The organism is Geobacillus sp. FSL W8-0026, assembly GCF_037966255.1.
In the GTDB taxonomy this organism is placed as follows: domain Bacteria; phylum Bacillota; class Bacilli; order Bacillales; family Anoxybacillaceae; genus Geobacillus; species Geobacillus icigianus.
In genome coordinates, this window is the sequence record NZ_CP150194.1 from 1,968,822 (window position 1) to 1,994,212 (window position 25,391).

The window sequence follows — 25,391 nt, forward strand, 5'->3', positions numbered from 1 at the left end:
TTTTATCTAAGGCTTCCGGATAATACTGAATAATAACCCGTGGTGCTAGTTGAGCGTCAGCGCTCAACCAGCCCTAGTGTGACCAAGGAATAAGCCAACAAGATGCCATCGAGTGCCACTTCAAACCCGGCAATGGAATTCGCTCGAATGTCGGTGATCCGGTATTGGTCTACGAGAATCGAAAACACCGTCTCGATGACTTTGCGTTTTTTCCTGATCCATTCTTCCCATGCCTTGGATGGGCCGTGCTTTTGATTGTGTCGAGACGGTGTCCAGAACGCGGCTTGGTGTTCTTCGTACAGCTTTTCTCGAAGAGCGTGGCTGATGTACCCTTTGTCCCCAAAGTTGTAGGGATGAGGGATTTGAGTCATCACCGTTTCAGCGGCTTTGACGTCGTGGCAGGACGCTTCCGTCACGACATAGCCCATGGCCAGCCCTTGATTGGTCACTTGAAGATGCAGCTTGAAACCGTAGTACCATTGCTTTTTGGAAGCACAATACCCCATATCCGCGATCCCTCGAAATCGCTTGACGCGCTGCATTCTCACGGGATGGCACAACGGAAGAGGCAAGCTGTCGACGACCGCATAAGCATGGTGTTGGCCACGTTTCGCCAGCTCATGACGGATCCATTTGATGGCGAAACCAAGCGCTCGGCAGCGGCGGTTGTATCGGGAGCGTTCAAGAAACGAGCCGTTTGTGAACAAATTTCCCGTGACAAAACGATGCCAGGCTCGTTCGGAAGAAAAGCCCAGCAGCTTCCCCAAAAGGTGAACCGCCATGACCACTTCGTCTTCTTGCTTGACCAAGTGACGGTTGCGGCGATGAAGATACATTTGAATCAACGACAGTTGGGCAGAAACAAAACAGAAAATAGCGGCATATTGTTTTTGAAGTTTGGCTGGATCTGTAGTAAAATGAAAGTGCTCTTGCATGGGGGATCTCTCCTTTCGAATGTTGGGTGACACTTTCATTCTACTGGAGATCCGCCAGCAAGGGCTATTTTTATGCTTGTCTGAGTTTTATCTAGCACCACGGGTTGAATAATAATATCTTTATACGTATCTTCTTTCTTAGCGTGTATAAATCTTGAATAAATTTCTGTTCCGGTTTTAAATTCATCATCATTAAGCTCGAACGCATGTAATATATCCACAAATTTCCATCTTACCAATTGACCATAAGAATTTAAGTATTCGTGCTCTGATTGTTTAGCTTGCTCTTCTGCAATATTGTATGCTTGTTCGATTGTTTTTGCTTTAATAAGAATAATACTTTCTTCAAAAAGCTTTTTGTTATTGTCGTAGTAGTGTTCATCAATTTTATCGGGAAGTGGGTTTCCAAAGTGTATAGATTCAAATAATATTTTGACTGCGTACCAATTTATTTGAGACTCCTGTAAATTTGGTTCCATAAAAAATCCCCCCTCTATGAGAAAATAGTATTTAGAACCCTTAACCAATTCGCTTAAGGGTTCTAAATACGGTTTTAAATCCTAAAAAAATTATTTATCAAATCTCTTATCGGTTAACAATTTTTTAGCCTTCTTAGCATTAGGTACCCCCTTTTTAGCGTCTTTTTCAATTTCATCCAACGTTTTATCTAAATATTCTGAAGGAAACTCTCTTAATATTGATCCTTTCTTTTTCTTTGCTACTGTAGATGAGCAAATTTGCTAACATAAATTGACAACTAAACAAAAAAGGAGACATGAACCCAACTCCTTGAGTAAAATAGATGTGCTCAAACTACCCACAAGGAGGTTCATGTCTCATGAATAGATTAGCACATCATCAACGAATCCACAAGTTTTTCATGACGCTGGGATTGGCGCTTTATTTCTCGAAGCCGGTCATCAAGCATCTCGTTTACCTTGTCGACGCCTTGACGACCAAGGGATTTTCGGGGACATTGACGGATGTCCGGTACTGGAGTTTTCATCCCAACCATCGAACCACGCTCAGCCATTTTTTCACGAAAAGCCCTTGGAACGAGGAAAAACGGCTTGAGAAGCTTCAAGAATGGATTCTTCGCCAGATCGAACGCCTAGCCAAACGGGAGAATCAACCCCTTTTTGTTTCGATTGATGATACGATTTGCCAAAAAACGAAGCCTTCGTCACGGGCTGCCCGCGCCATTCAAGGGTGTGATTGGCACTACTCGCACAAAGATCATCAATCCGTTTGGGGGCATTCGCTCGTTTGGCTGATGGTGCATACCTTCACGCAAGCGTTTCCGTTCGCCTTTCGTCTGTATGACAAGACGGCGGGAAGAAGCAAGATCGACCTAGCGATCGAGATGCTTTCCTCGCTCAAGGGGAAACGGGCTCAGCCGGTGTATGTGCTCATGGATTCGTGGTATCCGTCCCAAGCGCTCATCGAAGCCTGCCTGAAACAAGGATTCCATGTCATCGCCATGCTCAAGACGAACCGGATTCTCTATCCGAAAGGTATCGCCATCCAAGCGAAGAAGTTCGCCCGCTATATCGAGCCCAACGACACCCACCTCGTCACGGTGGGGAAGGAGCGTTACCGCGTGTATCGCTACGAGGGAGCGATCCATGGCCTCGATGACGCGGTGGTGCTGCTGGCTTGGAAGGCGGATGAACCGATGACGCCAGATCATCTCCATGTCGTCTTGAGCACCGACCGGGAGCTAGGCGATGAAGAGATCTTGCGTTATTATGCCCAGCGCTGGACGATCGAATGCTTTTTCCGGCAGGCCAAAGACCAGCTGAAGTCAGGTGGACCGTGTTCGTCACATTCGGGCGGTGAAACGGTATTGGGCCGTGGTGCTGTTCGCCTGCGTATACAGCATCGCCGAATCTCAGCAAGACCTCTCTTCCGGCCTGGAGCTTCTTCGGTCTCGGAAAGGGCACAGCGTCGTCGAGTTCATCTACGATGCCGCGAAGCAAGATATTCCCATTGATGTGATCAAAAAACAGCTCCATGTCGCCTAAGGGGTCCCCTGCATAGCCATCAAGTGAAGCCTTGGAGCGAGTAGCTCCAAGGCTTCACTCTATATCTTTGGAGGCTGTGACCGTGGGAATATGGAAAGATAGGCATGCCAAATACCCCTTCCCTATAGAAGGTTTTTTTATGGTATAAGATGGGAATTTCTTACGGCAACGGCATGATGACCAAACTCTCGATCATGTCTAAAGCGCTCTTTTTTGTATAACGCCTTGATTTTTTTCCGTGTTGAGCGATTATGTTACAGAGTTTAGAAAGGAGCTGGGCAGCTAGCGCCTCAGAACACCATAAGGCTTGAAATCAATCCATCCCCCACTCCTTGATCATACTCATCGCCTTCTATTCGCTCAATTCCTTTTTCTGTTTTCGATAGAGCCATTCCCGCATGGCAAACATGACCGTAGAGATGATCAATAAGGCAATCAACGTTCCATACAAGTGGCACTGAAAGCCAGTCCCTTTCATCCGTTTGAATCGATGAATGTGAAACAGGGATTTCCATGTTTTAACTATCACCTCAATTTGCCAGCGAAGAGAATACAGCGTATGAATGTCATGCAAGGAGGTATCAATCGCTGGAATATTGGTGATATATACATATATTGGGTGGGGACGTCGCGTCACGTACGCGGCCCCTTTTTGTTTGGCCTTCTGTTTCCATTGTCCTTCCTTCTGTTGTTCCTGTTTTTCGGTCAGTCGATACACAATGAGTCGCGGTTGATGAACGTTCTTTCCACTGACATACACATCTTCCAGTTCTATGGTTTCTCCGGGTTGCAGCATCGCAAGGAAATCCTCTGGTTCCCATTTTCGAAATGGATCCCCTTCTTTTTGGTAAATCCCTACATTGTGTTTGAGCCGCGAAATGTAAAAGGCTCCGGCATCATGAATCGCTTGCAATCCCTCAAGAGAAAAATAGCCCAAGTCTTTCAAACAAAGGTCTCCTTCTTGAATGGTCGATCGAAGGGACGCTCCGTAGGCGGCGTCATGATGACGAGCATCCCCAACGTCCACATGGAGAAACTTCCCTTCTAGCCATTCATATTCTAACTGAATTTTCACCCCAGCCCCCGCACATCCCTCGTAAATCCCTTGGATCTCAGGAGGCAGTTGAAACGACGTGGAATCGAGAATGCGAATCCGGCGAAACAGCGAATGTCTTTGACACACGTGACGGGCCTCCTGCGTCTGATGAATCAGCAGTTTTTCGAACACCGCTTTGAGGAAACTCACTGCTTTTTCGTTAAACCGTTGATTGAGCCCTTCCGCACTCAGAGAGGTGTTTTGCTTAAGAGCTAGAGCACTGCAGAGCTGCACCAATGATTTTTGACCACCTTCTTCCTGGAGAAATGTGCAAAGTGCCACGAAGTCATGGGCGCGCAACTTCCCCTTTCGTTGAATAAATCGATGATCTCGGGCCATCTGTTCCAGCTCTTCGCACGATAACACGCTTCGTAATCCCTCTAAAAAACAATGCCATTCCTCTTGGAGAGATAAGGACGTCTTCAAAAAAAACCACCCTTTCTAAGACATGATGAAGTCTTCAAAAGGATGGTCAAATGAGGCATAGATTTATTCCTGTTTTCTTAACTTGATGGCTATGGGGTCAGCCCCTTTTCATTCCCCTAATTTTTCCACGATGTCACGGGCGATCCAGACGCCGCAGGCGCTCGCCTGTGCCAAACCGCGCGTAATCCCCGCGCCGTCGCCGCCGACATACAGCCCGGCGATCTCGGTTTCAAAACGGTCGTTCAGCTTCGGGCGCGCCGAGTAAAATTTCGCTTCGACTCCATAGAATAACGTATGCTCTGAGGCAAGCCCCGGAGTGACGTGGTTGAGCGCCTCCGTCATTTCGATCAAGCTTTTCATCGTGTTGTACGGCAAAACGAGGCCTAAATCGCCCGGCACCGCTTCTTTGAGCGTCGGTTCGATAAACCCTTCTTTGATGCGCTTTTCCGTCGAGCGCCTTCCTTTGAGGATGTCGCCGTATTTTTGCACGATGATGCCGCCGTTGGACAAAGCGTTCGCCAGCCGAGAAATTTCATGGGCGTACTCGTTCGGCTTGTCAAACGGGTCGGAAAATTTGTGCGACACGAGCAGCGCAAAGTTCGTATTGTTGCTGCCGAGCTTCGGGTCTTTGTAGGCGTGGCCGTTGGCGAGCATAATGCCGGAGTGATTTTCCACCACGACGTGTCCGGACGGGTTGCTGCAAAACGTGCGCACTTGCGTTCCGACCGATGTGTTGAAAATGAACTTTCCTTCATACAGATGTTCGTTAATTTCTTGCATGACGATGTTCGATGTTTCCACGCGCACGCCGATGTCCACCTGATTGTTGATCATCCGCAAACGGCGCTTGCGCAAGATTTTGCTCAACCAAACCGAACCGTCGCGCCCCGGAGCGATGACGACCTTTTCCGCCGTCAGCGTTTCCCCGTTTTTCAACATGACTCCCTTGACCCGGTGGCCGCTCTCTGTCCGCTCGGTCACGATATCGTCCACTTCCGTTTGAAAGCGCATCGCGATCCGCTCGCGCAAATATTCAAAAATGCTTTTTAAAATTTCCAAGTTTTGTTCGGTGCCTAAATGACGGACATAGGCGCGCAATAGCTTCAATCCGGCCGCGTAGGCGCGCCGCTCGATCTCTTTCACTTTGTCCGTCATCGGGTCGGTGATCGATGTCGTCGCTCCGTGCTTCAAGTTGATCTCATCGACATAGCGGATGAGCTCAAGTACAGTCGAAGCTGGCAAATAGTCGGTCATCCAGCCGCCGAATTCGCTCGTGATGTTGAACTTGCCGTCCGAATACGCCCCCGCTCCGCCGAAGCCGTTCGTGATCGAACAGGCCGGCACACAGCCGGCGTAATCTTTTTTTCCGGCCGGCGGCGGGCATTTCTCAATTTTTTTCTGTAAAATCGGACAGTTGCGCTTATAGATATCATGCCCTTTATCAATCAAGAGCACGTTCGCTCTAGGCAGTTTGCGCGTCAGTTCGTAGCAAGTGAAAATGCCGGCCGGCCCGGCGCCGACCACGATGACATCATAATGATTGTTCATGATCCATCCCCCATTTTTCAAGTTCCATTCGAAAGTATACGGAACATTTGGGGATTCGTCAATAAAAAAACGAACTTTTTTTATTTAAATGAAATTAATGTTCGTCTTTTGTTGGTTGTGCAACTTTAAAAAAACTGGTATGGTGAGAGAAAGAAAGGGAAAGGGAGGAGAACGATGCGTTTTTTCATGAAAAATTTTGTAAACGGCATGCTGACGATCGTGCCGATTTTGTTGGCCGTCTATGTATGCTACAAAGTGTTTGCGATGTTGGACGGGCTGCTCGGCCAGTATGTGCGGCCGTATTTGGACGGCCGTTATATCCCCGGACTCGGCCTGCTCGCCACGGTGGCGCTCATCACGGTGTGCGGCTGGCTGTCGACGCAATATGTAAGCGGCCGCCTCATCCGATTGGCCGGCCGCCTGCTCGAAAGCATCCCTTTGATGAAAACCGTTTATTCGGTCGCCAAAGATACGATCGCTTCGTTCGTCGGGGAAAAACGATCGTTTTCGCAAGTCGTGCTTATTACCGTGCCCGAAAGCGGCTGGAAATGCCTTGGCTTTATTACGATGGACGATGTCGGCGCCTGGCACGACCCGCTTGCCGATTATGTGGCGGTCTATATTCCACAGACATTTCAAGTCGCCGGGCTTACCCTTCTCGTTCCGAAAGAGCAGGTCGAAGTCATCGACATCGCACCGGAAGAGGCGATGAAATTTATCCTCTCTGGCGGCGTCGCGGCCCGCAAACAAAAACGGCTGCCCGAATGACAGGGCAGCCGTTTTTGCTTCCATAGCGGCCAATGCTTGGCCATGCCGCTCGACCGTTTTGTTTCGTTGAAAAATTTGTCTGAAAAGCGGCTTCTCGCTTTATGTTTCCCGATGTCGGTAAAAGGCTCGCGCCGCTTTTTCGCCCTCTCTGCACCAACGAAAAGCCGCTCGTTCGTCAAAAATACCGCTTTTTCCAAAAGACGTACGCCGTTGCTGCCGACAGCGAACCAGCGAGCGCCATCGCGATCAAAAAGGCGTACGGAGAGTGTTGATACGGAATCGGCACGTTCATGCCGTAAAAACTCGCCACCATCGTCGGCAACGAAATGACGATCGTAATGGCAGTCAAAAACTTCATCACGATGTTTAAGTTGTTCGAGATGACGGAGGCGAACGCATCCATCATGCCGCTTAAAATGCTGCTGTACACTTCCGCCATTTCGATCGCCTGCTTGTTTTCGATAATGACATCTTGCAGCAAATCTTGATCATCTTCGTACATGCGCAAATAGTTGAGGCGCAAAAGCCGCTCCATGACGATGTTGTTTGCTTTGAGCGATGTCATGAAATACACCAAGCTTTTTTCCATGCTGAGAAGCGAAAACAGCTCTTTGTTTTTCATCGATTGGTGCAGCTCTTTTTCGATTTCGCTCGTGCGCCGGTTGATTTGCTTCAAATAGCGCAAATAATACGTCGAAATCATGTAGAGCATTTGCAAGGCGAACCGCGTTTTCATAAACGTGTAAAAGTTTTTGATTTTGTTTTTTGAAAACTCTTCGAAAATTGGATTCTCCTGCAAACAAACGGTGATAAAGCACGTATTGGTAATAATCATACCGATTGGAATCGTTTCATACATCGGGCCGTCGACTTCATCGTGAGCAACAATCGGGATGTCAACGATAATCAATACATGGTTATCCTCTTTTTCGATGCGCGACCGCTCTTCATCGTCCAACGCGTCTTTGATCGAATCGATCGGAATGTCCAAATGGTGGGCGATGTAACGAATTTCTTCCTCCGTCGGGGCGACGAGATTGATCCAGCAGCCGTTTTCAATCCGGTCGATTTCCCGCATTTTGCCGCTGGCATCGGATAAATACATTTTCATCATCTGGCATCCTTCCTCCTTTTCCCGCGAGGAAGGCGGCGCCTCTTCCTTTCCGTCCGGAGCTCGTTTTCGTATGATGAGCAGCGGGCGGGAAAAGGAACAGGCCGCGTTCCCCGCTATATTCCGGTTCTGGTTCGTTCAGACTCGAACTACTCATATACGAAAACGTCACTCCTTTCAAAACATGTTCCTCAAATAATGATAACGCGGACCGGCCTATTTGTATAGTAGCTGCCATGAAAAAAAGCAGCCTACTGGCTACTTTATTCATCAAAAACGAAACTGTGAAACCAATCGATTCCGACAAAGCTAAGCCTACTAGCTACTTTATTCATCAAAAACAGCGGTTGTTCCCGCTTCGTTATTCGCTCGATGGCGTTGTGTTGAAAAAATCGGGCGCTTGTTTGCCGGTTGGTTGTCGTTCCGAGCGGTGCGGATGTGTTTTGCTGTTTTTCCCCATCACCCCGTCGGATTCGTAGCTTGGCGCAAATGGTCGTTTTTTATTCATCCCGCTCACCTCCCTCGCTTTTACTGTTTGCCTTCATCGCCCTTTTTACTCGCGCGCCTGAGGGCAAAAGGCCGCCACTTTGTGGAAAGGGGCCGCTGACATTGTCAGCCAATGTTCATCGTTTTACCGGCTGGTGTTTATTCGCTTATAATAAACGTGAGGAGGGGAAGCTATGAACATTGTGATCACGAAAAAGGCGTTTGACTGGTACAAGCGGGAGCTCGGATTGAAGCCGGGCGATGCGATTCGCTTTTTCGCCCGCTACGGAGGATGCGGCACCGTGCAAAAAGGCTTTTCGCTCGGCATGGCGAAAGATGAGCCAGCCGGAGAGCCAGCCGCACAGACGACGATTGATGGCGTGACCTTTTTTGTCGATGACAGCGACCAATGGTATTTTGACGGGCGCGATTTGACGGTCGATTTGGACGAAACAGGCGATGAGCCGGTATTTCTGCTCCAATAAACGAGGAAAAAGCTAGCCTTGGCGCTAGCTTTTTCGAATGATGGCGATCGTGCAGCGGGAGACGCAGACGAGCTGCCCTTGTTCGTCGGTGATGCGTATATCCCACATCATCGTCGTCCGGCCGCGGTGCAGCACTGTTCCCGTCGCCGTCACCGTTCCGCTGCGGACGGCGCGAACGTGGTTGGCATTAATTTCCAACCCAACGACGTTTTCTGTTTGCGGATCGACAAGCGCATACGCACCGATGCTCGCCACCGTTTCAGCGAGCGCGACCGAGGCGCCGCCATGCAACAGCCCGGCCGGCTGGTGCGTGCGCTGGTCGACCGGCATCGTCGCAACGACGCGGCCTTCGCCAAGCTCGACCAGTTCGATGCCGAGCGTATCGATCAACGTATGTTTCGCCATTTCCTTCACAGCGGTCAAATCGATCATCTCTTTTTCCCCCGTTTCGTGAATCGTTCGAGTTCAAACAGCCGTCCTTCTTGCCGCAACACGCGCCTTTGCGTCTCGCCGAGCAAGTCGAAATGCGGAAACTCGCCGCGCCGGTCGATCCACTCTTCTTTCAGCCCGTATTGCCGCCCCCAAGCGGTCAGCTGAGCGATATCGGCGCAGCCGACTTTCGTCACCGTCGTACAATCGGGAAACCGCTCGTCATACCAATAATGGGTCAAAAAGGCGATCTCGCCGCGCTTCACTTTCTCTTTCCACGCCTCAAGCTCATGACGGCGGATGCCAAACGCCATCGCACCGCACCCCTTTACCGCTTCGCCCGCTCGTACGCTTCGTGCCAAGCGGGAAAATATTTGCGGATCACAATCGGTCGAAACGTCTCGCGCTTGACGCAAACGTGTTGCGACTTGCCGGTGACGGCCACTTCGCCGTCCGGAGCGAGAATTTCGTAGCCGTACGTGACGCGGATGCCGTCATAAGCGTCGATCCACGTGCGGACGGTCGCCGTCTCCCCGTAGTGAAGCGGTTTTTTGTACGACACTTGCAAATCGATGACCGGCGAAATAATTCCTTCTTTCTCCATCTCCGCGTAATGGAAGCCAAGCTGTTTGATCAGTTCTGTGCGCCCGACTTCCATCCAAACTAAGTAGTTCGCATGGTAAACGACGCCCATTTGATCCGTTTCCGCATAGCGCACTTCGATTTGTTTTTCTACCACCTTCACGTTTGTTCTCCCTCCATTTTTTGCCGGGCTCTTCTTTCATGTTACCACTCATCCGTTCGTTGGCTCAAGCCGGCAAATGAAAAAACAAAGCCGCCCAAATCAAGGCGGCTTCATTTCGTTTATTGGTAGCCGTGTTCCCGCGCAGCAGCTTCGTCCTTAATTTCCGCGCGCATCGCCGCGATCGCTTCCTCGCGGCGGCGGTTTTTCTCCGCAATCTTCTTCCGTTCCTCCGGCGAAGCAAACTGCATCGTTTCCTCGGCTTTTTCCATATTCTCGATCGTATGTTGCACCATTTCTTGCAGCTTTTCCACATTATCGCTGCGGTCATCCGGTTTCGGACGTGGCATGGACGCTTCCTCCTTCACGCGAGTTTGCCCTATTCACCCTTCGTCTGAATCACTTGGGCGTGCTGGCCGGATTGGTCCTGCATTTGTTTGCCTTTGTTTCCCCCAGCGGCGCGAGGCTGTGTGCCGATATGGTTCGGCACGAAATGTTTTCGGCTTCCTTTCGGATTGCTCATCTTGTTCGCCTCCTCGCCATCTAGTCTGTCCGCCCGGAGAACCGCTATGCATGGGTTATTCTGCTTTTTTGAGCATCCGCTCTTCCAGCCTTTTCTCGATTTTTTCGAGCGCTTCCCGATCGTTCAATAACTGCCGTTTGTTCTCGCTGATCAATTCTTGGAGAGTCATTTTGCGGGATCGTCTCATCGCTTCAACCTCCCCTCACTTTTATTGTAATCTTATTCATGCCCAAAAAAGATAAAAATTATGACAACTTTTTGAAAAATAGTTACGCATGAAAAAAAGCGCTGTCCGTCGCCGTTGATTGGTCAACGAAAGAGCGCTGTCGCCTTCTCGAGCCGAGCTGCCGTCACCGGGCCGACGATTTTTTTCCGGATGATGCCGTTCGGGTCGATGATATACGTTGTCGGAATGGTCTGGACTCGATAGTGATAAAACGCCTCGCCGCGGACATCCAAGGCGACTGGCAACGTCAAGTTCCTGCTTTTCGCAAATCGCTCGGCGTTATCGAGCGTATCTCGCGTAGTCAAATGGACCGCCAGCACCGCGACTTCGTGGCCATGCTGTTTGTAAAACTTTTCGAGTTCCGGCATTTCTTCTTTGCATGGCGGACACCATGACGTCCAAAAGTTAAGAACGACCGCTTTGCCGCGCCAAGCGGAAAGTTTGACCGGCTCGCCGCCAAGCGTCGGCAGCGCCAAGTCGGGGGCCGGGTGGCCTACCCTCGGGCCGGCAGCAACCGCTTCGTTCGTTTTGCCGGCGGCCATCGCGTTCCAAAGGCCGTAGCCGGCAACCGCCAAAAATAGCAATAGGACGAACCACTTTCGCACGCTTTTCCCTCCCGGCCGGCGTCTTCGCCATTCTGGCCTTCATTATAGCACATACGTTTGTCTTTGCCAACGTTGCTGCCTACGACAAAAAACGAGGGGTGCGCCCTCGTCGTTACCGGATGTTTTGATGATCATTTTTCATTTTTTCCGCTTCCACTTCGGCGTAGGAAGCGAATTCGCTCGTCCATTCATTAAAGCCGTTTTTCTTTTTCGCGTTGTTATTCCGTTGGGCATTCGCATTGCCAAGCTTTGTCCGGCCCATGCGCTCTCCTCCTCTTGTTCCGTCGGTTCACACATAGTATCGCCCGCCGGAGAAAAACGATGCACGAGACCACGGCGCCCCTAGCTCGACGCTTGAAAAACACGTATTGATTCCGATCCTTCGCCTTCAAGATGTCCTGCCCGTTTCAACGGCTCTTTGACGACGACCTATTGACCATACTTTTCCTTCAAGACCATTGGCATCCGCTTGAAAAACGTCTATGCTGAAAAGGAAGGATCACCCGTTTCGACCGGGTGGTCCGGATAGGAAATCCAATCGCTGAAACTGCCGACATACAGCCGGACGTTGCGGTAACCGGCTTCCTTTAAAGCGAGCACGTTCGGACAGGCGGTGACACCAGAACCGCAGTAGACGATCAGCGGTGTCTCGCGGTCAAGATCAGCGAATCGCGCCGCTTGCTCATCTGGGCGTTTCCAGTAGCCGCCTTCTGCCACCCCATCTTTCCAAAACCGATGCACCGCCCTAGGAATGCGGCCAGCCACCCGGTCGATCGGCTCTTCCAAACCGATGTACCGCTTCCACTCGCGCGAATCGATCAGCACAGCCGAGCGATCGCGCACAGCGGCGCGCACATCCTCAACCGTCGCCAGCCATGACCGGTCAGGCCGCGGTTGAAACCGCCGCGGCGCTACGACAGGAATGCGGTCCGTCACCGGATGGCCTTTCTTTTTCCACTCGCTGTAATTGCCGTCCAACACGTAAACGCGCTCATGGCCGAAATAGCGAAGCAGCCACCAACAGCGCGCGGCCATCGCTCCATCTTGGTCATCGTAGGCAACGACCGTCATCGTTTCATCGATGCCGGCGCGGCCAAACACAGCCGCCGCTTGCTCGGCCGATGGCAGCGGATGGCGGCCGCCGTGCTCCGCCACCGGACCGGACAAATCGCGCTCCAAATCGATATACACTGCACCGGGAATATGATCGTCCCGGTAAGCCGAGGCGCCTTTGGACGGGGCGCCGAGCCAAAATCGACAATCAAGAATCCGAATGGTTTCTTCGGACAAATGGGCATGCAGCCATTCGTGGGAAACGAGCGACGCCATTGTTCTTCTCCCCCTTTTCGTTTTGCCTGCCGATCCACTTGCTTACGCGCTTTGGGCGCGTCAGTCGGTCGCTGATGGAAGGGAACGGGTAGCTTCCCATTCTCGTTTTTCAAATCGAACCATTTGGCGGCATCGATCCTTTGTTTCGCCCGTTCCCTCACCGATGAGAGGGAAACGGCCGTTGTTCAACGACTTTCTAGAAGGCTGGTGATTTAGTGCAAAATACTACTGATTCCATCCGTTTCTCAATTAGAGAAGCCTTGCAAAATCAAGTTTCTTTTCTGAATGAAAATGCCGCCGATTCGTGTGTGACAGCGATTTTTCACCGGCCTTCTAGGAGGCCGGTGATTGAAGGGAGCAAGCCGCTTATCGAGCTCATTTCTCAAATCGAAAAGCCTTGTCGCATCAGGGGCGCCTTTCAAACGATCCCCCATTGCTCAAAAGAAGCAACCGTTTTTCACCGATCTTCTAGGCTCAAGCGTGCTGGCCGTCTTCTCTGTTCCCTTGTGGCGGCCGTTTCCCTTCCAGCCGGCTCACATAGTCGCGCACCATTTCCGGCGTCACGTACCGGCGCGCCGGCACGAGGCCGCCTTTAGCCAGCTCGTTCATTTGTTTCGTCACTTCGTTGATCAGCTCGACCGTAAACGGCTCGCCGCGGCGGCAGCGCTCGACCGCTTCTTCGATATGCCGCTCGCGCTCCGCATCGAGCATGGCAAACTTTTTCAAGACGGCATGCTGTTTTTGTACGTGGGCGGTAATCGCCTGATGCACTTCGCTCACTAGCTCTCGTCCTTTCCTGCTTCTTTTTCCATCAACCGCTTGACGTTCGGTTTCGGTGTCCAACAGTTGAACCGATAGTTCGGTTTCGTCGCATAGCCAAGCCGGCGGCAATACGTGTAGAGCCCGTCGGCCCGTTTTTCGATGCCATAGTGGATGCATGTCGCACAAGCGTGAAACCGGTTCATGGCTGCGCCTCCTCGCCTTGAACGGGAAGAAGGCGGCGAAGCGCCGCTTCGATGCGGCGGAGCGTCTCACCGTCCCCCCTGTTGGCGAGCGCCGCCATCAAACCGTCCATATAGCTATCAACTTGGTCGGCGAGCGCGGCGGCCAACGCGGCGACGGCCGTCTCGTATTGCTCACCATAAGCGGAGACGATCCGCTCTTTTTGCTCGGCCAAATACTGATCGACCGGCTCCATGAGCGCGGTTTCGATTTCCTCTTTCATCCGCCGCTTTTCATCGCGTTCAAAAAACGATTTGGCGTTTTTATAGAGCGAAAGCGCCTTGGCAAACCGCGCCCGATCCACATCGCTAAGGGCGGTGGCGAACTCCGGCGCCGCAAAAACAGCCGTTTCCGGCGGCGTAAGAGCCACTGACGGATCGAGGCTTCGAAGCTCACGGCCAAGACGGGCAAACTGCTCATCCAGCCGCTTGCGCAAAAAGGCCTCTACCCGCAAGCTGGTCGCCCTCATCTCCTGCGCCAAATCAAAGCCGACCGCCGCAAGCAGCTCGTCAAGACAGCGCGCAAGCACTTGGCGCATCGGCCCTTGGCCGTCGCGGAGCACCGATGGATGGAACGCTTCCTTAAACAGATCGTTCAAGCGCAGGAACACGCGCTGTTTCACGTAATAGAGCAGCTCCTCCACCTCTTGGCGGAGCGCTTGCCGGCCGTGGGCGTCATCGGCGCTGGCGAGCAGCGCCTGCATCTCTTCGCGAAGGCGCCCGAGCATTTGTTGTTTGGCCGCTTTTTCCGCCTCGCTCTGCCCCGCAGCCCGAGCGTACTCTGCGGCTGCCTGATGCGCCCGCGCAAGCTCAGCGCAGGCGCTCTCGACCGCCACTTCGGCCAGCTCTTCGGTCAAGAAGCGGAAAAAATCGGCCTCAAAAGCGGGCAGCCCTGAATCCGCCAAAACATCGTGCGACACGGGCCCCGCCCCGGTTTTCTCCGCCAGCGCCATGCGGCTCGAGAGCGCATAAAGGCGCGGAAAACGGATGCCGAAGCGGGCGAGTTCGCTGTTCATATAGGAGACGACCGCATCGAGCTCCTCCCGCGACTGAGCCAAATCAGCGGCGTTGATGACAAAAAACATTTTGTCAAGGGAAAACGCATCCTTAACGCGCCCGAGCTGAAGCAAAAATTCGCGATCCGCTTTCGAAAAGGCGTGGTTGTAGTACGTCACAAACAGCAGCGCATCGGCATTCTTCATATAATGGAACGCCACTCCGGTATGCCGGGCGTTGAGCGAATCGACCCCCGGCGTATCGACAAGCGTCACCCCTTGGCGGGTGAGCGGGCAATCGGCATACAGGACGACCTCGTCTAAGAAACACGACACCGCCTCATCCGCGACATACCGCTCTAATTCGTCAAAGCCGACCGACAGCGCCGCGCCGAGCTGGCCGCCCATCCGCTCATAACCGGCCGCAACGGCCGCCAAAAAGGCGAGGTGCGGCTTTTGCGCTGGATGCATGGCTCCGGATTCGGCGAGGCGGGCACACAGGCGAAGCGCCTCCTCCCATGTATCGGCCTTTAGTCCAAACTGGCGGAGCGAGGCTTGAACATCGTCCCACATTTGCCGCTCGCTTTTGACGTTGACCACCGCCATTCCGTGCGGATGCTCTTGGTCAGGCGGCGCGATTTTGCTGATGGCAGCGGTGGTCGGATTGGGCGATGACGGCAAGAGCGGCGCGCCGAGCAAGGCGTTGGCGAGCGATGACTTGCCGGCGCTGAAAGCACCAAACAAAGCGACCGTAAACGCACGCTCACGGAGCCGCCGCGCTTTGACGCGCAGCGGGCCGGCAAAACGAGCAAGCAGTTCGGACTGCTCGAGCCAAGCGGCCGCCGCCTCCAGCCGCTCGGCCGCTTCTTCGCTTCGCAGTTTTTGTCCGCTAGGCCGCGCCCGCGAGAAATCGTCCCGTTCTCCCGCCGCCCGGCTGCCGGCCGCTCTTTTCTGACTGAGCGCTTGCTCTTCGGAAACACGATTCATGGTCTCCCGCGGCTCATGCGACCGCACCGCCGCCTCGGCATGGCGCGCCCTCTGGAATGAAGGAGCGGCGGTCAACACAGCCAGCTGTTTTTCATCGAGCGTTTGGCCATCGTTCGGGGTGGGGGCGGCGAGCAGCTGTTCGAGCATGCGCCGCCGCTCTTCCCGCTCCGCTTCAAGGCGGGCCAAATGGGCGGCGAGCTCCGCTTTTTCGCGCGCTGCCGACAGCTTGACGCGCAATGCCGCGATTTGCTCGGCCGCCCGGTTGGCCGCTTGTTCCCCAAGCTCCGCCACCAAAGCGAGCGCTGAGTCGCGATACCGTGTTTTGAGCGCCGCCGCGACATCATCGGTATAATTCAACAGCGCCGCACCGCGCGAATCCGTTCCGTGTTTGACGAGGCCTGCAAGCAGCGATTCATCCCACTCCACCGTCCACTGTTGACACTTGCCAAGCCAGGCGGCATCGGCATCCCACTCATGTCCAAACCGCAGCAGTAGTTGGCGGACATGCCATTCGATCTGCGCGGTCGCCTGTGCTTTCACGCTCTCATAAAACGCCGCCAACCGCTGTTTGCGCTCCTCTTCCGTTTTCGTCTTGGAAAACAGCCACCCGACCTTAAAGCCAGGCTGCATGGCTTCCAAGTACGCCCCGGCCCGCTCTCTCGTTTCAAACGGCATTAAATAAGCATTGTGCAGCACGCGCTCCAGCTCCGTGCGAACCGACTCTTCCAGCCGCGCCGCCGCCGTTTGCGTCTCGGCAAGTTCGGCTTCCAAGCGATGGAGCTCTTCGGCGGCCGCCTCACCCGCAATGCCGCCAAGCGCGGCAAGCCGCTCCTGCATCTCTTGCGCCAACTTCTCATGCTGAGCACACAACTGCTCAAGATGGCGGGCGGCGATCCATTTCAACGATGATTCAGCGCCGCGAACGAGCCATTCATCCTTGTCGGCAAACAGCCGGCGCAAGCAACTTGACAACGCCTGCCACTCGCTGTGCGGATGGGACGGCGCTTTCAACGAGAGGAAAAACAGTCCGGCCGCCTCGATCCCCCAACGTTGGAACGCCTCGACCACCGAAGCGCGAAACGTCGCGAATGGCAGCTCCTCTTCGCGATGTTTATCAATTTGATTGATGACCAAATACACCGTTTTTCCTTCATCGGTCAACTGTTTCGTAAATTGAACGTTTAATTCCGCCTGGACATGGTTATAATCCATCACATAAAAGATGACATCCGCAAGATGGAGGGCCGACTCCGTCGCCAGCCGATGGGCGTCGTCCGTCGAGTCGATGCCCGGCGTGTCCAAGATGGCGACGCCTAGCGGAATGGCACCCGTTTCACGGCTGATTTCAATCCACTCGATCGTCTCCCCGTCCCGGCATTGCGCGCGGATGAGGTCCGGATCATACGGCGGTTCGTACTCGACCGGCGCTTCACGGCGATAAAAGACGCGCACAGAATCCCGGCCGGCCTTCACTTTCACAAGATTGGCGCTCGTCGGAATCGGGCTCGACGGCAATAGCGGCTCACCGAGCAGCGCATTAATCAAGCTCGATTTGCCGGCGGAAAAATGGCCGCAAAAGGCGACAACGAGCTCCCCGGCCGCCGTTTTTTCAATAAGCTGCTTCACTTTACTGGCATTATCTGAATCCCCCGTTTGATGGAGCAGCTCATGCATCTTTATCATTTTCGCCAGCCACGGCCGCAATGACGGCGGTCTAACAGCAACATTCCCCATGATTCAAACCCCTTTGTTTCCGTCAATGTCATTTACATTCATTTTACTGCATTTTGTTCCGTTTCCCAATAGGAAAAACGAAAAATCCCGCCCATCAACAAGGCGGGAGCGCATGGAAATATCGATCAACAGGGACATGAGGGCTTTTCTCCATCTTTTTTAGAAGGTTGGTGATTTCGTGCAAAATACTGCGGATTCCATCCGTTTCTCAACGAGAGAAACCTTGCAAAATCTGCTTTCTTTTCTGAATGAAAATGCCGCCGATTCGTGTGTGTGTGACAGCGATTTTTCACCGGCCTTTTAGAAAGGCGTCAACCTTCGGGAGATGCTTAGCCAAAAGCGTGGCCGGGCGCGAAACGCTTCCTGATAGTCTGTCAACGCCGCCAACGCCCGCTCCTCTGTTTTGATGCGAACGAACAGCAGCAACGCATTAAGAAATGAAAAGACAACGGCCGTCAATCGCGCCTGAAACAAAAGCGGCAGCAACACGATCTCCAAAACGACGACCGCATAGTTCGGATGACGAATCCACCGGTATGGCCCTTTTTTCACGACCGGACGGTTGGGCACAATCAAAATTTTCGTATTCCAAAAGCGGCCGAGCGACAAAATCGTCCATACGCGCAGCCCTTCGACGGCGAGAAAGAGTGGAAACAAAAGCGGCCAGCGCCGCGACGGGCGGGCGCCTTTTCGAAGCGCCTCGATAGCCAGCGACAAAAGAAAAAGCACATGCATTAACACGATCCACGGATAATGGCGGGCGCCCACCTCTTTCGCTCCGAGCGCTTTCACATACCGTTCGTTCCGTTTTGCAAGCCAAAGCTCAACCAAACGCATCCCGACCACCGTAAAAAACACGAAGGCAAACCGCATCATCATTCCTCCCATTTGAGCAGCACCATCTCGGCGCTAAAGCCGGGACCGAGGGCAACGAGCAGCCCATACCCGGGCGCAAGCGGCTGCCGCATCACTTCCTCGAGCACAAAATAAACGGTAGCTGACGACATATTGCCATATCGGGCCAACACCTCTCTGGAAGTCTTTGTCTGTTCCATGCCGAATCCGAACGCTTCCTCATACGCCTCCATCACCTTTTTTCCGCCCGGGTGGGCGATAAAATAGCGAAGGTCGCGAAGCCCTAGTCCGTTCTCCTGCAAAAACGACTCCACTTGCGGGCGCAGCCATGCGCGGACGATCGACGGAATGTCTTTTGAAAAGATGACAAACAGCCCTTCATCGCGAATCTCCCACCCCATCACATCTTCCGAGCGAGGCATCAGCGCCGATCGGGCAGCGATGATGCGCGGCGCGCCGCCATTTGGCGCTGCTTCATCGCCGGCGACAAGCACGCAGGCCACGCCGTCGGAAAAAAGCGATGTGCCGATCACATTGCTTTTAGATACGTCATCCGCCTGAAATGTCAAACTGCAAAACTCAGCGGCAATCACAAGCGCCTTCGCCTTCGGAAACGCCCGGCAATAATCGGCCGCCCGCGCAAGGCCCGCTGCTCCTCCCGCACAGCCGAGCCCCCAAACCGGCACCCGCACGGCGGAAGGAGAAAACGGCAGCACGTTCATCAGCCGCGCCTCGATGCTCGGCGTAGACAGTCCGGTCGTTGAGATGTAAAACAGCGCATCGACCGCCTCATGGGGAATCGGGCCGTCAGGGGTGTTCTGCAAGCAGTTGTTGGCTGCCTCGCCGCTGTAGCGGACAGCGCAATCCATATACACGGCATTTTTCTCGCCGAAACCGCGCGGTGTGCTGTACCAGGCAAGCGGCTGCACAAACGCGCGCGTCCGAATGCCGCCGTTGTCAAAGGCCCGAAGCAGCCGCTCGGCGCGCGCGAGGCGTCCGGCAAACAGACCGGCGACATGCTGCTTCACTTCTTCTTGGGAAACGATATATGGCATCGTTGCCGTGCCGATCGATAAAAGGGTCGGCATACCAACACCTCGGTTTGTTCCTCTTTTCGTTTAGGATGCGCAAACAAGCAAACTGTATGCAGACGAACAGGCATCCCGTGCGTCTTATCATTTGGAAACCGTTGATCATCCAAAAGAAGGACACATGAAGAAACAGGCGCGGACAAAGCCGGCCTGTTTTTGGGAAGGAAAACCGTCTCAAGTGAGGATATGAACTGAGATGCTTAGCGTTATTTCGCTTTCAAAGCGCGGATTTCACTCTCATGCTCAAGCAGATGCAACGCGAGGGATTGAAGAACGAGCTCTTGCCTAGCTTGTCCGGTGATGATTTCATCGATTTTCTGCTGCATTTGGGCAACGGTTTGCTTGATCGTTGAAACGTCTCGCAGCGTCTCCAATGTCTCCATAACAGCTTGCCGAATAAACGGCAATTCGGCGACATCTTCCTTTGTCGCCATCGTCTGCTCGACGCGCTCAACGCGTTCTTCCATGCGTCCCATGCGGACATCCATGTGCTCGAAGCGCTCTTCCATGCGTCCCATACGGGCATCCATATGCTCGACGCGCTCTTCCACACGCCCGACGCGCGCATCCATGTGCTCGAAGCGCTCTTCCATGCGTCCCATACGGGCATCCATGCGCTCGACGCGCTCTTCCATGCGTCCCATACGGGCATCCATATGCTCGACGCGCTCTTCCACACGCCCGACGCGCGCATCCAACGCCGCCACATCCTCCCGCATGGCCACCACCGTTTGTTCCAACTGCCCGAGGCGTTCGTTCGTCTGCGCCACGTCTTCTTTCACCGCGGTCATCGTCTGTTCAAGCCGCTCGATGCGCTCATTCGCTTGGGCGATGTCGGCCTTCGTTGCCATCTCCGCCCGCATTTGCCGCAGCTCGTCAAACAGGCGCACCACCCATTCGTCCACGGTTTCACCTCCTTTCCCTTTCCATTATATCACCGCACTTCCACCGTCTTCTACTCTTTTCTTTAAAAATCGACACGCAACAAAAAAGCCTTTTTTGCTTCCCAAGCTGATCGCGGGAAGCAAAGAAGGCGATGAAACCGATGACCTTGACACGTTTACGAGATTTTTTGTTCCTGCAGCGGCAGAGCGGCTGATTTTCTCGCCCTGCCGAGATGGAAAACGGCGTTTAAGAGAATGGCGGTCATGCTGCCGGCGACGATGCCGCTGTCGGTCAAAATGCGGAGGCCGGCCGGGAGCTCGGCAAACAAGTTCGGCACCGCCGTCACCCCGAGCCCGACGCCGATCGAGCAGGCGATAATGAGCAAGTTTTCTTGCACCGCCAAGTCAACGTGGCTTAGCATTTTCACGCCGTAGGCGATGACCATGCCAAACATGGCGAGCATCGCTCCGCCGAGCACTGGGGCTGGAATGATCGTCGCGACAGCCGCGATTTTCGGCACAAATCCAAGCAAGATGAGAAACAGAGCGGCGGCGTAAATGACGTTTCGCGTTTTCACGCCCGACAACTGCACAAGGCCGACGTTTTGCGAGTATGTCGTATACGGGAACGCATTGAGCAGCCCACCGATCATGATCGCCAGCCCTTCGGCGCGGTAACCGCCCGCCAAATCCTCTTCCGTCAGCCGGCGGCGGCAAATGTCAGACAAAGCGAAGTAGACGCCAGTCGATTCAACGAGGCTGACAATGGCGACCAACACCATCGTCAACACGGCCGGGCCATGGAATGATGGAACGCCGAAATAAAACGGCTTCGGCAGGTGAACCCACGACGCTGCGGCGACGGCCGTCCAGTCCACTTTTCCCATCGCGGCCGCGACAGCAGTGCCGACGGCCATCCCAAGCAAAATAGCAATCGAACGGACAAAGCCTTTGAAGCAGCGATAGAGCACAACAATAAGCGCGAGCACGCCAAACGATAACGCCAAGTTGGCCGGGTCGCCGAAATCTTTCGCCCCTTGCCCGCCCGCCATATTGTTCACGGCTGCCGGGATGAGCGTCAAGCCGATCACCGTGACGACGGAACCGGTGACAACCGGCGGAAACAGCGCCCGCAGCTTGCCGAAATACGGGCTGATCAACACGACGACAAGCCCGGCACAAAGAATCGACCCATACACGGCCGGCATTCCGTATTGTCCGCCGATGGCGATCATCGGCCCGACCGCCGTAAACGTACAGCCAAGCATGACCGGCAAACCGATGCCAACCCATCGATTTTTCCATACTTGCAGCAATGTCGCGATGCCGCATGTCAATAGGTCAACGGCCACTAAATACGTCAGCTGCTCCCCCGACAGCCGAAGCGCACCGCCGACGACAAGGGGGACGACGATCGCCCCGGCGTACATCGCCAACACGTGCTGGATGCCTAATGACCCGATTTGCCACCATTTCATGTTCATCCGTTCATCACCTCTTCGTGAAATCGAATGACGCCATCCGCAAGCGAAGCGATGCGGGCGAGCGAAACGACACGAAATCCGCGCGAACGAAGCAGCCGGCCGCCGTCTTGAAACGCTTTTTCAATGACAATGCCGATGCCAACGACAGCCGCTCCCGCTTGACGAACGACCTCCACCATCCCAAGCGCCGCCTGGCCGTTGGCTAAAAAGTCATCGATAATGAGCACCCGGTCAAAGCCATCAAGCAGTGAACGGGAAACGACGATCTCGTTGGCCTCCTGCTTCGTAAACGAATACACTTCCGCGCGATACACCTCACCGGTCATCGTCAGCGGCCGCCGCTTGCGGGCAACGACAAGCGGAACACCGAGCTCATAGGCCGTCATAAGCGCCGGGCTGATGCCTGACGACTCGAGCGTCAACACTTTTGTCGGCCGCTCGCCGCGAAACTGATCGGCGAACTCCTCACCGATCCGCTTCATCAAATGCGGGTCGACTTGGTGGTTTAAGAAGCGGTCGACTTTGAGCACCCCGCCGGCGACAACCTCCCCTTCAGCGGCAATTTTCTCGAGCAATGCGCGCATACCGATTCCCTCCCAATAAAAAAAGCTTAAAAAACACCGGCCTCACTCAATTCCATGAGTCAGGCAATGTCTTTTAAGCCAACAGCAAACCGAAGGCACAAAGCGGCCATGGCCGCCTTCCTTCCGACATTGCCACTCATAGTCAGCCGATTTACGGTCGGCTGGTAGAGACTCGCAAGCCGTATTCTTGCGATTATATGAGTGAGTCAGCGTGATTCAGTTATCAGCAGTATACCATGACCAGCGGCGGTTGAGAAGCGTTTTTTGCTAAAAAAGACGAACGTTAAAGGACAAAAAATACAGATTATTCGCTCTTATCCCTTTGTTGGCACGAAGCTACGCTTCGGTTTTTGATTTCAAACTGTTTCGAGTTGCGCCCGACCGAAGGACCATCATCGGTGGTGGCTTTTCTGTCCATCGGTTTCATACATTGTTCACAATCGTCACCATTTGTTCAAACTTCCCGCATCGTTTTTGTGAGAAAAGTCACTGTTGCCTTTGTTTTCTACAGTTATGATAGTGTCAAAGCAGGGAAATCCGCGGTTGACGCGCCTGCCTCACCGATGTGATGGAGGATGAATTCAAAAAAGAGGAGGGATGCAACATGAAACTAGAATCGACCAAACCGACGACAATCCGGCAACCAAAAAACGAGAAAGAGCCAGCGCTCGGCGGTACGTTGGCGTCTGTGTTTTTGCTCGGCTTTTTCATCATTTTCGCTTGGGTCAGCGTCTACTTTTTATTTTTGCACCGCCTGTAAGCGGCAAAGGAGGGACTGGAGATGCACATTCACAAGTACGAAAAAATTTGGCTGACGTTTGGCATCGGCTGTCTCGTTGTTTTCTTAACCGTCGTCGGCGTGAGCGCTTTCGCCTCCGGACAGCAGCCGCCAAGCTGTCTGACGACAATCGATCCAGAGAAAGTGGACACGACCCCGCCATTCAATCAGCCGGGGCTTGTCAAAAAAGGGAACAACGAGTACGAACTGAACATCGTCGTCGCGGCGTTTTCCTTTACGCCAAATGCCATCGAAATTCCGAAAGGAGCGAAAGTGACGATCAACGTCACCTCGAAGGATGTGATCCACGGGTTTGAAATCCCGGGAACCAACATCAACATGATGGTTGAACCCGGCTATATCAACAGCTTGACGACGACGTTTGATCAGCCCGGCGAATATACGATTCTTTGCAATGAATATTGCGGCGCCGGCCACCATATGATGACGGCGCGCATGAAGGTGGTGGAGTAACATGGTACAACCGTTGGAAAAAGTTGATCGACGCGACGCCAAACTAGCCTTAGCACATATGGTTGTTGCTTTTACCGCCCTTGCGCTCGGAGGACTGGCCGGTTTATTGCAGACACTTGTCCGTTCCGGCAAGTTTGAACTGCCAGCCGGCATCAGCTATTATACGATTTTAACGACGCACGGCGTCTTGCTCGGGCTTGTGCTGACAACGTTTTTCATTATCGGCTTTCAGTTTGCCGCCGTCAGCCGCACGACCGGAGCGCTTTCGAGCGGTTCGCGCCGGTTTGCCTGGATCGGCTTTTGGATGATGACAATCGGCACAGGCATGAGCGCCTTCTTCATCTTGACGGGAAAAGCGTCCGTCTTATATACCTTTTACGCGCCGCTGCAAGCGCATGCCGGCTTTTATATCGGTTTGGCGCTTGTCGTTGTCGGCAGCTGGGTGAGCGGATTTGCGATGTTTGCCCATTATGCGCGCTGGCGGAAAGCGCACCGCGGCGAGGCGAGCCCGTTGCTGGCGTTTATGTCGGTGACGAACATGGTGCTATGGCTCGTCTGCACGCTCGGCGTCGCTGCGACCGTCGTCTTTCAGCTTATTCCGTGGTCGCTCGGGCTCACCGACCGGGTGAACGTGCTGTTAAGCCGGACGCTGTTTTGGTATTTCGGGCATCCGCTCGTTTACTTCTGGCTGCTGCCGGCGTATATGGTTTGGTACGCCGTCATTCCGAAAGTGATCGGCGGCAAAATTTTCTCTGATTCGCTCGCGCGGCTGGCGTTTATCTTGTTTTTGCTGTTTTCGATTCCGGTCGGCTTCCACCATCAGTTGCTCGAGCCGGGGATCTCGCCGTTTTGGAAATACGTGCAAGTCGTCTTGACGTTTATGGTCGTCATTCCGTCGCTCATGACCGCCTTTGCCATGTTTGCGACGTTTGAATCATACGGCCGTTCGCAAGGAGCCAAAGGCTTGTTTGGCTGGCTGCGGAAATTGCCGTGGGGCGATGCGCGCTTTTTCGCACCGTTTGTCGGGATGCTGTTTTTCATTCCGGCTGGCACCGGCGGGATCATCAATGCTTCGCATCAGCTGAACCAAGTCGTTCATAACACGATTTGGGTGACTGGCCATTTTCATTTAACGATTGCAACAACAGTCGTCTTAACGTTTTTTGGTGCGTCGTACTGGCTCATCCCGCATTTGACCGGCCGGGTGATGACGAAAGCGATGAACCGGCTCGCCATCATACAAACGGTCGTTTGGGCCGTTGGAATGACGTTTATGTCCGGTTCGATGCATTTGGCCGGCTTGCTTGGAGCACCGAGACGTTCCGCCTTCTCAACGTACGGCAATTCGCCGCAGGCGCTCGAATGGATTCCGTATCAAATCGCACAAGCGGTTGGTGGAACGATCTTATTCATCGGCATCATTCTCATTCTCGTCATCGTCATCAACTTGGCGTTTTTCGCCCCGAAAGGCGAAACGGAATTTCCCGTCGCCGAAGCGGCCGCCCCACAGGAACGAGCCGCGCTGGCGCTTGAAAACTGGAAACTTTGGCTCGGCCTTGTCGTTGCATTGATTTTGATCGCCTATACGGTGCCGTTGATCGACATTATTCAAAACGCCCCGCCGGGGTCGAAAGGATACAAACTATGGTAAAAAAAGAGGGCGTCTCCCAGTGGCAGCGGGACGCCCTCTTTGATCGTTGCGCCGATCTGCACTTCGTTCATCAGTCCGACCTTTCGTTCTTCACCCAAATGGGGACTGACCCAAAAGGTCGCCTTCTTTCAAGATAAGCA

General features: G+C 53.6%; 27 protein-coding genes, 2 pseudogenes and 1 riboswitch. Of the genes and pseudogenes, 6 read left to right on the forward strand and 23 right to left on the reverse strand.

All coding sequences use genetic code 11. From position 1 onward, the window contains the following. Positions 1-56 precede the first annotated feature (56 nt). The gene (locus NST29_RS09915; RefSeq protein WP_011232378.1) at positions 57-935 is read right to left on the reverse strand and encodes an IS982-like element ISGsp1 family transposase; all 879 of its coding nucleotides are present in this window, start codon (positions 933-935) and stop codon (positions 57-59) included. 35 nt (positions 936-970) lie between these two features. After that, the gene (locus NST29_RS09920; protein WP_339232099.1) at positions 971-1,414 is read right to left on the reverse strand and encodes a DUF4288 domain-containing protein; all 444 of its coding nucleotides are present in this window, start codon (positions 1,412-1,414) and stop codon (positions 971-973) included. Positions 1,415-1,773: 359 nt separating this feature from the next. On the opposite strand from NST29_RS09920, the pseudogene NST29_RS09925 reads away from it, so the two are divergent. Continuing rightward, positions 1,774-2,959 (forward strand): annotated as a pseudogene (locus NST29_RS09925) (IS701 family transposase). A gap of 160 nt (positions 2,960-3,119) precedes the next feature. Here the strand turns inward: NST29_RS09925 and NST29_RS09930 are convergent. Then, a pseudogene (locus NST29_RS09930) lies at positions 3,120-4,481 on the reverse strand (IS4 family transposase). A gap of 108 nt (positions 4,482-4,589) precedes the next feature. Continuing rightward, on the reverse strand, positions 4,590-6,029 hold the full coding sequence (locus tag NST29_RS09935; RefSeq protein ID WP_339232101.1) for an NAD(P)/FAD-dependent oxidoreductase: 1,440 nt from the start codon (positions 6,027-6,029) through the stop codon (positions 4,590-4,592). Positions 6,030-6,203: 174 nt separating this feature from the next. Here NST29_RS09935 and NST29_RS09940 point away from each other — a divergent pair, with 174 nt between their 5' ends. After that, the gene (locus tag NST29_RS09940) at positions 6,204-6,797 is read left to right on the forward strand and encodes a DUF502 domain-containing protein (RefSeq protein ID WP_033843952.1); all 594 of its coding nucleotides are present in this window, start codon (positions 6,204-6,206) and stop codon (positions 6,795-6,797) included. Between the two features lie 175 nt (positions 6,798-6,972). On the opposite strand, the gene NST29_RS09945 is transcribed toward NST29_RS09940, so the two are convergent. Together NST29_RS09945 and NST29_RS09950 are read right to left on the reverse strand one after the other, a co-directional pair. Further along, the gene (locus NST29_RS09945) at positions 6,973-7,911 is read right to left on the reverse strand and encodes a magnesium transporter CorA family protein (RefSeq protein WP_033021416.1); all 939 of its coding nucleotides are present in this window, start codon (positions 7,909-7,911) and stop codon (positions 6,973-6,975) included. A gap of 358 nt (positions 7,912-8,269) precedes the next feature. Further along, complete coding sequence (locus tag NST29_RS09950) at positions 8,270-8,416, reverse strand: hypothetical protein (RefSeq protein WP_165570942.1); 147 nt, start codon at positions 8,414-8,416, stop codon at positions 8,270-8,272. A gap of 172 nt (positions 8,417-8,588) precedes the next feature. Here NST29_RS09950 and NST29_RS09955 point away from each other — a divergent pair, with 172 nt between their 5' ends. Then, positions 8,589-8,879, forward strand: a complete 291-nt coding sequence (locus tag NST29_RS09955) for a HesB/YadR/YfhF family protein (RefSeq protein ID WP_033021414.1) — start codon at positions 8,589-8,591, stop codon at positions 8,877-8,879. Positions 8,880-8,903: 24 nt separating this feature from the next. Here NST29_RS09955 and NST29_RS09960 read toward each other — a convergent pair whose 3' ends face one another. The 17 genes from NST29_RS09960 to NST29_RS10040 all read right to left on the reverse strand — a co-directional run bounded on the left by NST29_RS09960 (position 8,904) and on the right by NST29_RS10040 (position 22,348). After that, positions 8,904-9,311, reverse strand: a complete 408-nt coding sequence (locus tag NST29_RS09960) for a hotdog fold thioesterase (protein ID WP_339232103.1) — start codon at positions 9,309-9,311, stop codon at positions 8,904-8,906. Further along, positions 9,308-9,622, reverse strand: a complete 315-nt coding sequence (locus tag NST29_RS09965; RefSeq protein ID WP_033021411.1) for a hypothetical protein — start codon at positions 9,620-9,622, stop codon at positions 9,308-9,310. Before NST29_RS09965 ends, NST29_RS09960 begins: the two co-directional genes overlap by 4 nt. Before the next feature lie 14 nt (positions 9,623-9,636). Then, on the reverse strand, positions 9,637-10,053 hold the full coding sequence (locus NST29_RS09970; RefSeq protein ID WP_033021409.1) for a thioesterase family protein: 417 nt from the start codon (positions 10,051-10,053) through the stop codon (positions 9,637-9,639). Positions 10,054-10,172: 119 nt separating this feature from the next. Next, positions 10,173-10,400: a small acid-soluble spore protein Tlp gene (gene tlp / locus NST29_RS09975; RefSeq protein ID WP_033021407.1), complete on the reverse strand. Its 228-nt coding sequence runs from the start codon at positions 10,398-10,400 to the stop codon at positions 10,173-10,175. Between the two features lie 29 nt (positions 10,401-10,429). After that, on the reverse strand, positions 10,430-10,573 hold the full coding sequence (locus tag NST29_RS09980) for an acid-soluble spore protein N (RefSeq protein WP_011231056.1): 144 nt from the start codon (positions 10,571-10,573) through the stop codon (positions 10,430-10,432). 55 nt (positions 10,574-10,628) lie between these two features. Continuing rightward, entirely contained in the window at positions 10,629-10,760 is a 132-nt protein-coding gene (locus NST29_RS09985; RefSeq protein WP_081897221.1) for an FbpB family small basic protein, read from the reverse strand. Positions 10,761-10,882: 122 nt separating this feature from the next. Beyond that, complete coding sequence (locus NST29_RS09990; RefSeq protein ID WP_339232111.1) at positions 10,883-11,404, reverse strand: TlpA disulfide reductase family protein; 522 nt, start codon at positions 11,402-11,404, stop codon at positions 10,883-10,885. Positions 11,405-11,516: 112 nt separating this feature from the next. Then, positions 11,517-11,666, reverse strand: a complete 150-nt coding sequence (locus tag NST29_RS09995) for a hypothetical protein (protein WP_165570941.1) — start codon at positions 11,664-11,666, stop codon at positions 11,517-11,519. Positions 11,667-11,884: 218 nt separating this feature from the next. Then, a complete protein-coding gene (locus NST29_RS10000; protein ID WP_033021403.1) occupies positions 11,885-12,733 on the reverse strand; it encodes a sulfurtransferase in 849 nt (282 codons plus the stop codon). Positions 12,734-13,207: 474 nt separating this feature from the next. Further along, entirely contained in the window at positions 13,208-13,513 is a 306-nt protein-coding gene (locus tag NST29_RS10005) for a YpbS family protein (RefSeq protein ID WP_051985097.1), read from the reverse strand. Then, positions 13,513-13,698 (reverse strand): hypothetical protein, encoded by a 186-nt coding sequence (locus NST29_RS10010; protein ID WP_033021401.1) that lies wholly within the window; start codon positions 13,696-13,698, stop codon positions 13,513-13,515. Before NST29_RS10010 ends, NST29_RS10005 begins: the two co-directional genes overlap by 1 nt. Next, entirely contained in the window at positions 13,695-17,450 is a 3,756-nt protein-coding gene (locus tag NST29_RS10015; RefSeq protein WP_033021400.1) for a dynamin family protein, read from the reverse strand. The genes NST29_RS10010 and NST29_RS10015 overlap by 4 nt, the downstream gene beginning before the upstream one ends. Before the next feature lie 300 nt (positions 17,451-17,750). After that, positions 17,751-18,329 (reverse strand): isoprenylcysteine carboxylmethyltransferase family protein, encoded by a 579-nt coding sequence (locus NST29_RS10020; protein WP_033021427.1) that lies wholly within the window; start codon positions 18,327-18,329, stop codon positions 17,751-17,753. Next, a complete protein-coding gene (locus tag NST29_RS10025) occupies positions 18,326-19,393 on the reverse strand; it encodes a 3-oxoacyl-[acyl-carrier-protein] synthase III C-terminal domain-containing protein (protein WP_033021399.1) in 1,068 nt (355 codons plus the stop codon). Before NST29_RS10025 ends, NST29_RS10020 begins: the two co-directional genes overlap by 4 nt. A 209-nt stretch (positions 19,394-19,602) precedes the next feature. After that, positions 19,603-20,301, reverse strand: a complete 699-nt coding sequence (locus NST29_RS10030; RefSeq protein WP_033021397.1) for a hypothetical protein — start codon at positions 20,299-20,301, stop codon at positions 19,603-19,605. A 155-nt stretch (positions 20,302-20,456) separates the two neighbouring features. After that, positions 20,457-21,764 carry a nucleobase:cation symporter-2 family protein gene (locus NST29_RS10035; RefSeq protein WP_033021395.1) on the reverse strand — a complete coding sequence of 436 codons (1,308 nt, stop codon included), beginning with the start codon at positions 21,762-21,764 and terminating at the stop codon, positions 20,457-20,459. Then, entirely contained in the window at positions 21,761-22,348 is a 588-nt protein-coding gene (locus NST29_RS10040) for a xanthine phosphoribosyltransferase (protein WP_033021393.1), read from the reverse strand. Before NST29_RS10040 ends, NST29_RS10035 begins: the two co-directional genes overlap by 4 nt. Positions 22,349-22,467: 119 nt before the next feature. Beyond that, a riboswitch (purine riboswitch) is annotated at positions 22,468-22,569 on the reverse strand. 383 nt (positions 22,570-22,952) lie between these two features. Between NST29_RS10040 and NST29_RS10045 the strand changes: the two genes are divergently transcribed. Genes NST29_RS10045 through NST29_RS10055 form a run of 3 tightly spaced genes read left to right on the forward strand, consistent with a single transcriptional unit; the run spans position 22,953 to position 25,251 of the window. Further along, a complete protein-coding gene (locus NST29_RS10045) occupies positions 22,953-23,108 on the forward strand; it encodes a cytochrome c oxidase subunit 2A (protein WP_033021390.1) in 156 nt (51 codons plus the stop codon). 21 nt (positions 23,109-23,129) lie between these two features. Then, a complete protein-coding gene (locus tag NST29_RS10050) occupies positions 23,130-23,600 on the forward strand; it encodes a cytochrome c oxidase subunit II (RefSeq protein WP_033021388.1) in 471 nt (156 codons plus the stop codon). Position 23,601: 1 nt separating this feature from the next. Further along, positions 23,602-25,251, forward strand: coding sequence for a b(o/a)3-type cytochrome-c oxidase subunit 1 (locus tag NST29_RS10055; protein WP_033021386.1), 1,650 nt, complete (start codon positions 23,602-23,604; stop codon positions 25,249-25,251). The last annotated feature ends 140 nt before the right edge of the window (positions 25,252-25,391 follow it).

Coding starts and splice junctions, on each gene's coding strand:
- NST29_RS09915 (WP_011232378.1), bottom strand. CDS start 935: ATGCAAGAGCACTTTCATTTTACTACAGATCCAGCCAAACTTCAAAAA.
- NST29_RS09920 (WP_339232099.1), bottom strand. CDS start 1,414: ATGGAACCAAATTTACAGGAGTCTCAAATAAATTGGTACGCAGTCAAA.
- NST29_RS09935 (WP_339232101.1), bottom strand. CDS start 6,029: ATGAACAATCATTATGATGTCATCGTGGTCGGCGCCGGGCCGGCCGGC.
- NST29_RS09940 (WP_033843952.1), top strand. CDS start 6,204: ATGCGTTTTTTCATGAAAAATTTTGTAAACGGCATGCTGACGATCGTG.
- NST29_RS09945 (WP_033021416.1), bottom strand. CDS start 7,911: ATGATGAAAATGTATTTATCCGATGCCAGCGGCAAAATGCGGGAAATC.
- NST29_RS09950 (WP_165570942.1), bottom strand. CDS start 8,416: ATGAATAAAAAACGACCATTTGCGCCAAGCTACGAATCCGACGGGGTG.
- NST29_RS09955 (WP_033021414.1), top strand. CDS start 8,589: ATGAACATTGTGATCACGAAAAAGGCGTTTGACTGGTACAAGCGGGAG.
- NST29_RS09960 (WP_339232103.1), bottom strand. CDS start 9,311: ATGATCGATTTGACCGCTGTGAAGGAAATGGCGAAACATACGTTGATC.
- NST29_RS09965 (WP_033021411.1), bottom strand. CDS start 9,622: ATGGCGTTTGGCATCCGCCGTCATGAGCTTGAGGCGTGGAAAGAGAAA.
- tlp (WP_033021407.1), bottom strand. CDS start 10,400: ATGCCACGTCCGAAACCGGATGACCGCAGCGATAATGTGGAAAAGCTG.
- NST29_RS09980 (WP_011231056.1), bottom strand. CDS start 10,573: ATGAGCAATCCGAAAGGAAGCCGAAAACATTTCGTGCCGAACCATATC.
- NST29_RS09985 (WP_081897221.1), bottom strand. CDS start 10,760: ATGAGACGATCCCGCAAAATGACTCTCCAAGAATTGATCAGCGAGAAC.
- NST29_RS09995 (WP_165570941.1), bottom strand. CDS start 11,666: ATGGGCCGGACAAAGCTTGGCAATGCGAATGCCCAACGGAATAACAAC.
- NST29_RS10000 (WP_033021403.1), bottom strand. CDS start 12,733: ATGGCGTCGCTCGTTTCCCACGAATGGCTGCATGCCCATTTGTCCGAA.
- NST29_RS10010 (WP_033021401.1), bottom strand. CDS start 13,698: ATGAACCGGTTTCACGCTTGTGCGACATGCATCCACTATGGCATCGAA.
- NST29_RS10015 (WP_033021400.1), bottom strand. CDS start 17,450: ATGGGGAATGTTGCTGTTAGACCGCCGTCATTGCGGCCGTGGCTGGCG.
- NST29_RS10020 (WP_033021427.1), bottom strand. CDS start 18,329: ATGATGATGCGGTTTGCCTTCGTGTTTTTTACGGTGGTCGGGATGCGT.
- NST29_RS10025 (WP_033021399.1), bottom strand. CDS start 19,393: ATGCCGACCCTTTTATCGATCGGCACGGCAACGATGCCATATATCGTT.
- NST29_RS10035 (WP_033021395.1), bottom strand. CDS start 21,764: ATGAACATGAAATGGTGGCAAATCGGGTCATTAGGCATCCAGCACGTG.
- NST29_RS10040 (WP_033021393.1), bottom strand. CDS start 22,348: ATGCGCGCATTGCTCGAGAAAATTGCCGCTGAAGGGGAGGTTGTCGCC.
- NST29_RS10045 (WP_033021390.1), top strand. CDS start 22,953: ATGAAACTAGAATCGACCAAACCGACGACAATCCGGCAACCAAAAAAC.
- NST29_RS10050 (WP_033021388.1), top strand. CDS start 23,130: ATGCACATTCACAAGTACGAAAAAATTTGGCTGACGTTTGGCATCGGC.
- NST29_RS10055 (WP_033021386.1), top strand. CDS start 23,602: ATGGTACAACCGTTGGAAAAAGTTGATCGACGCGACGCCAAACTAGCC.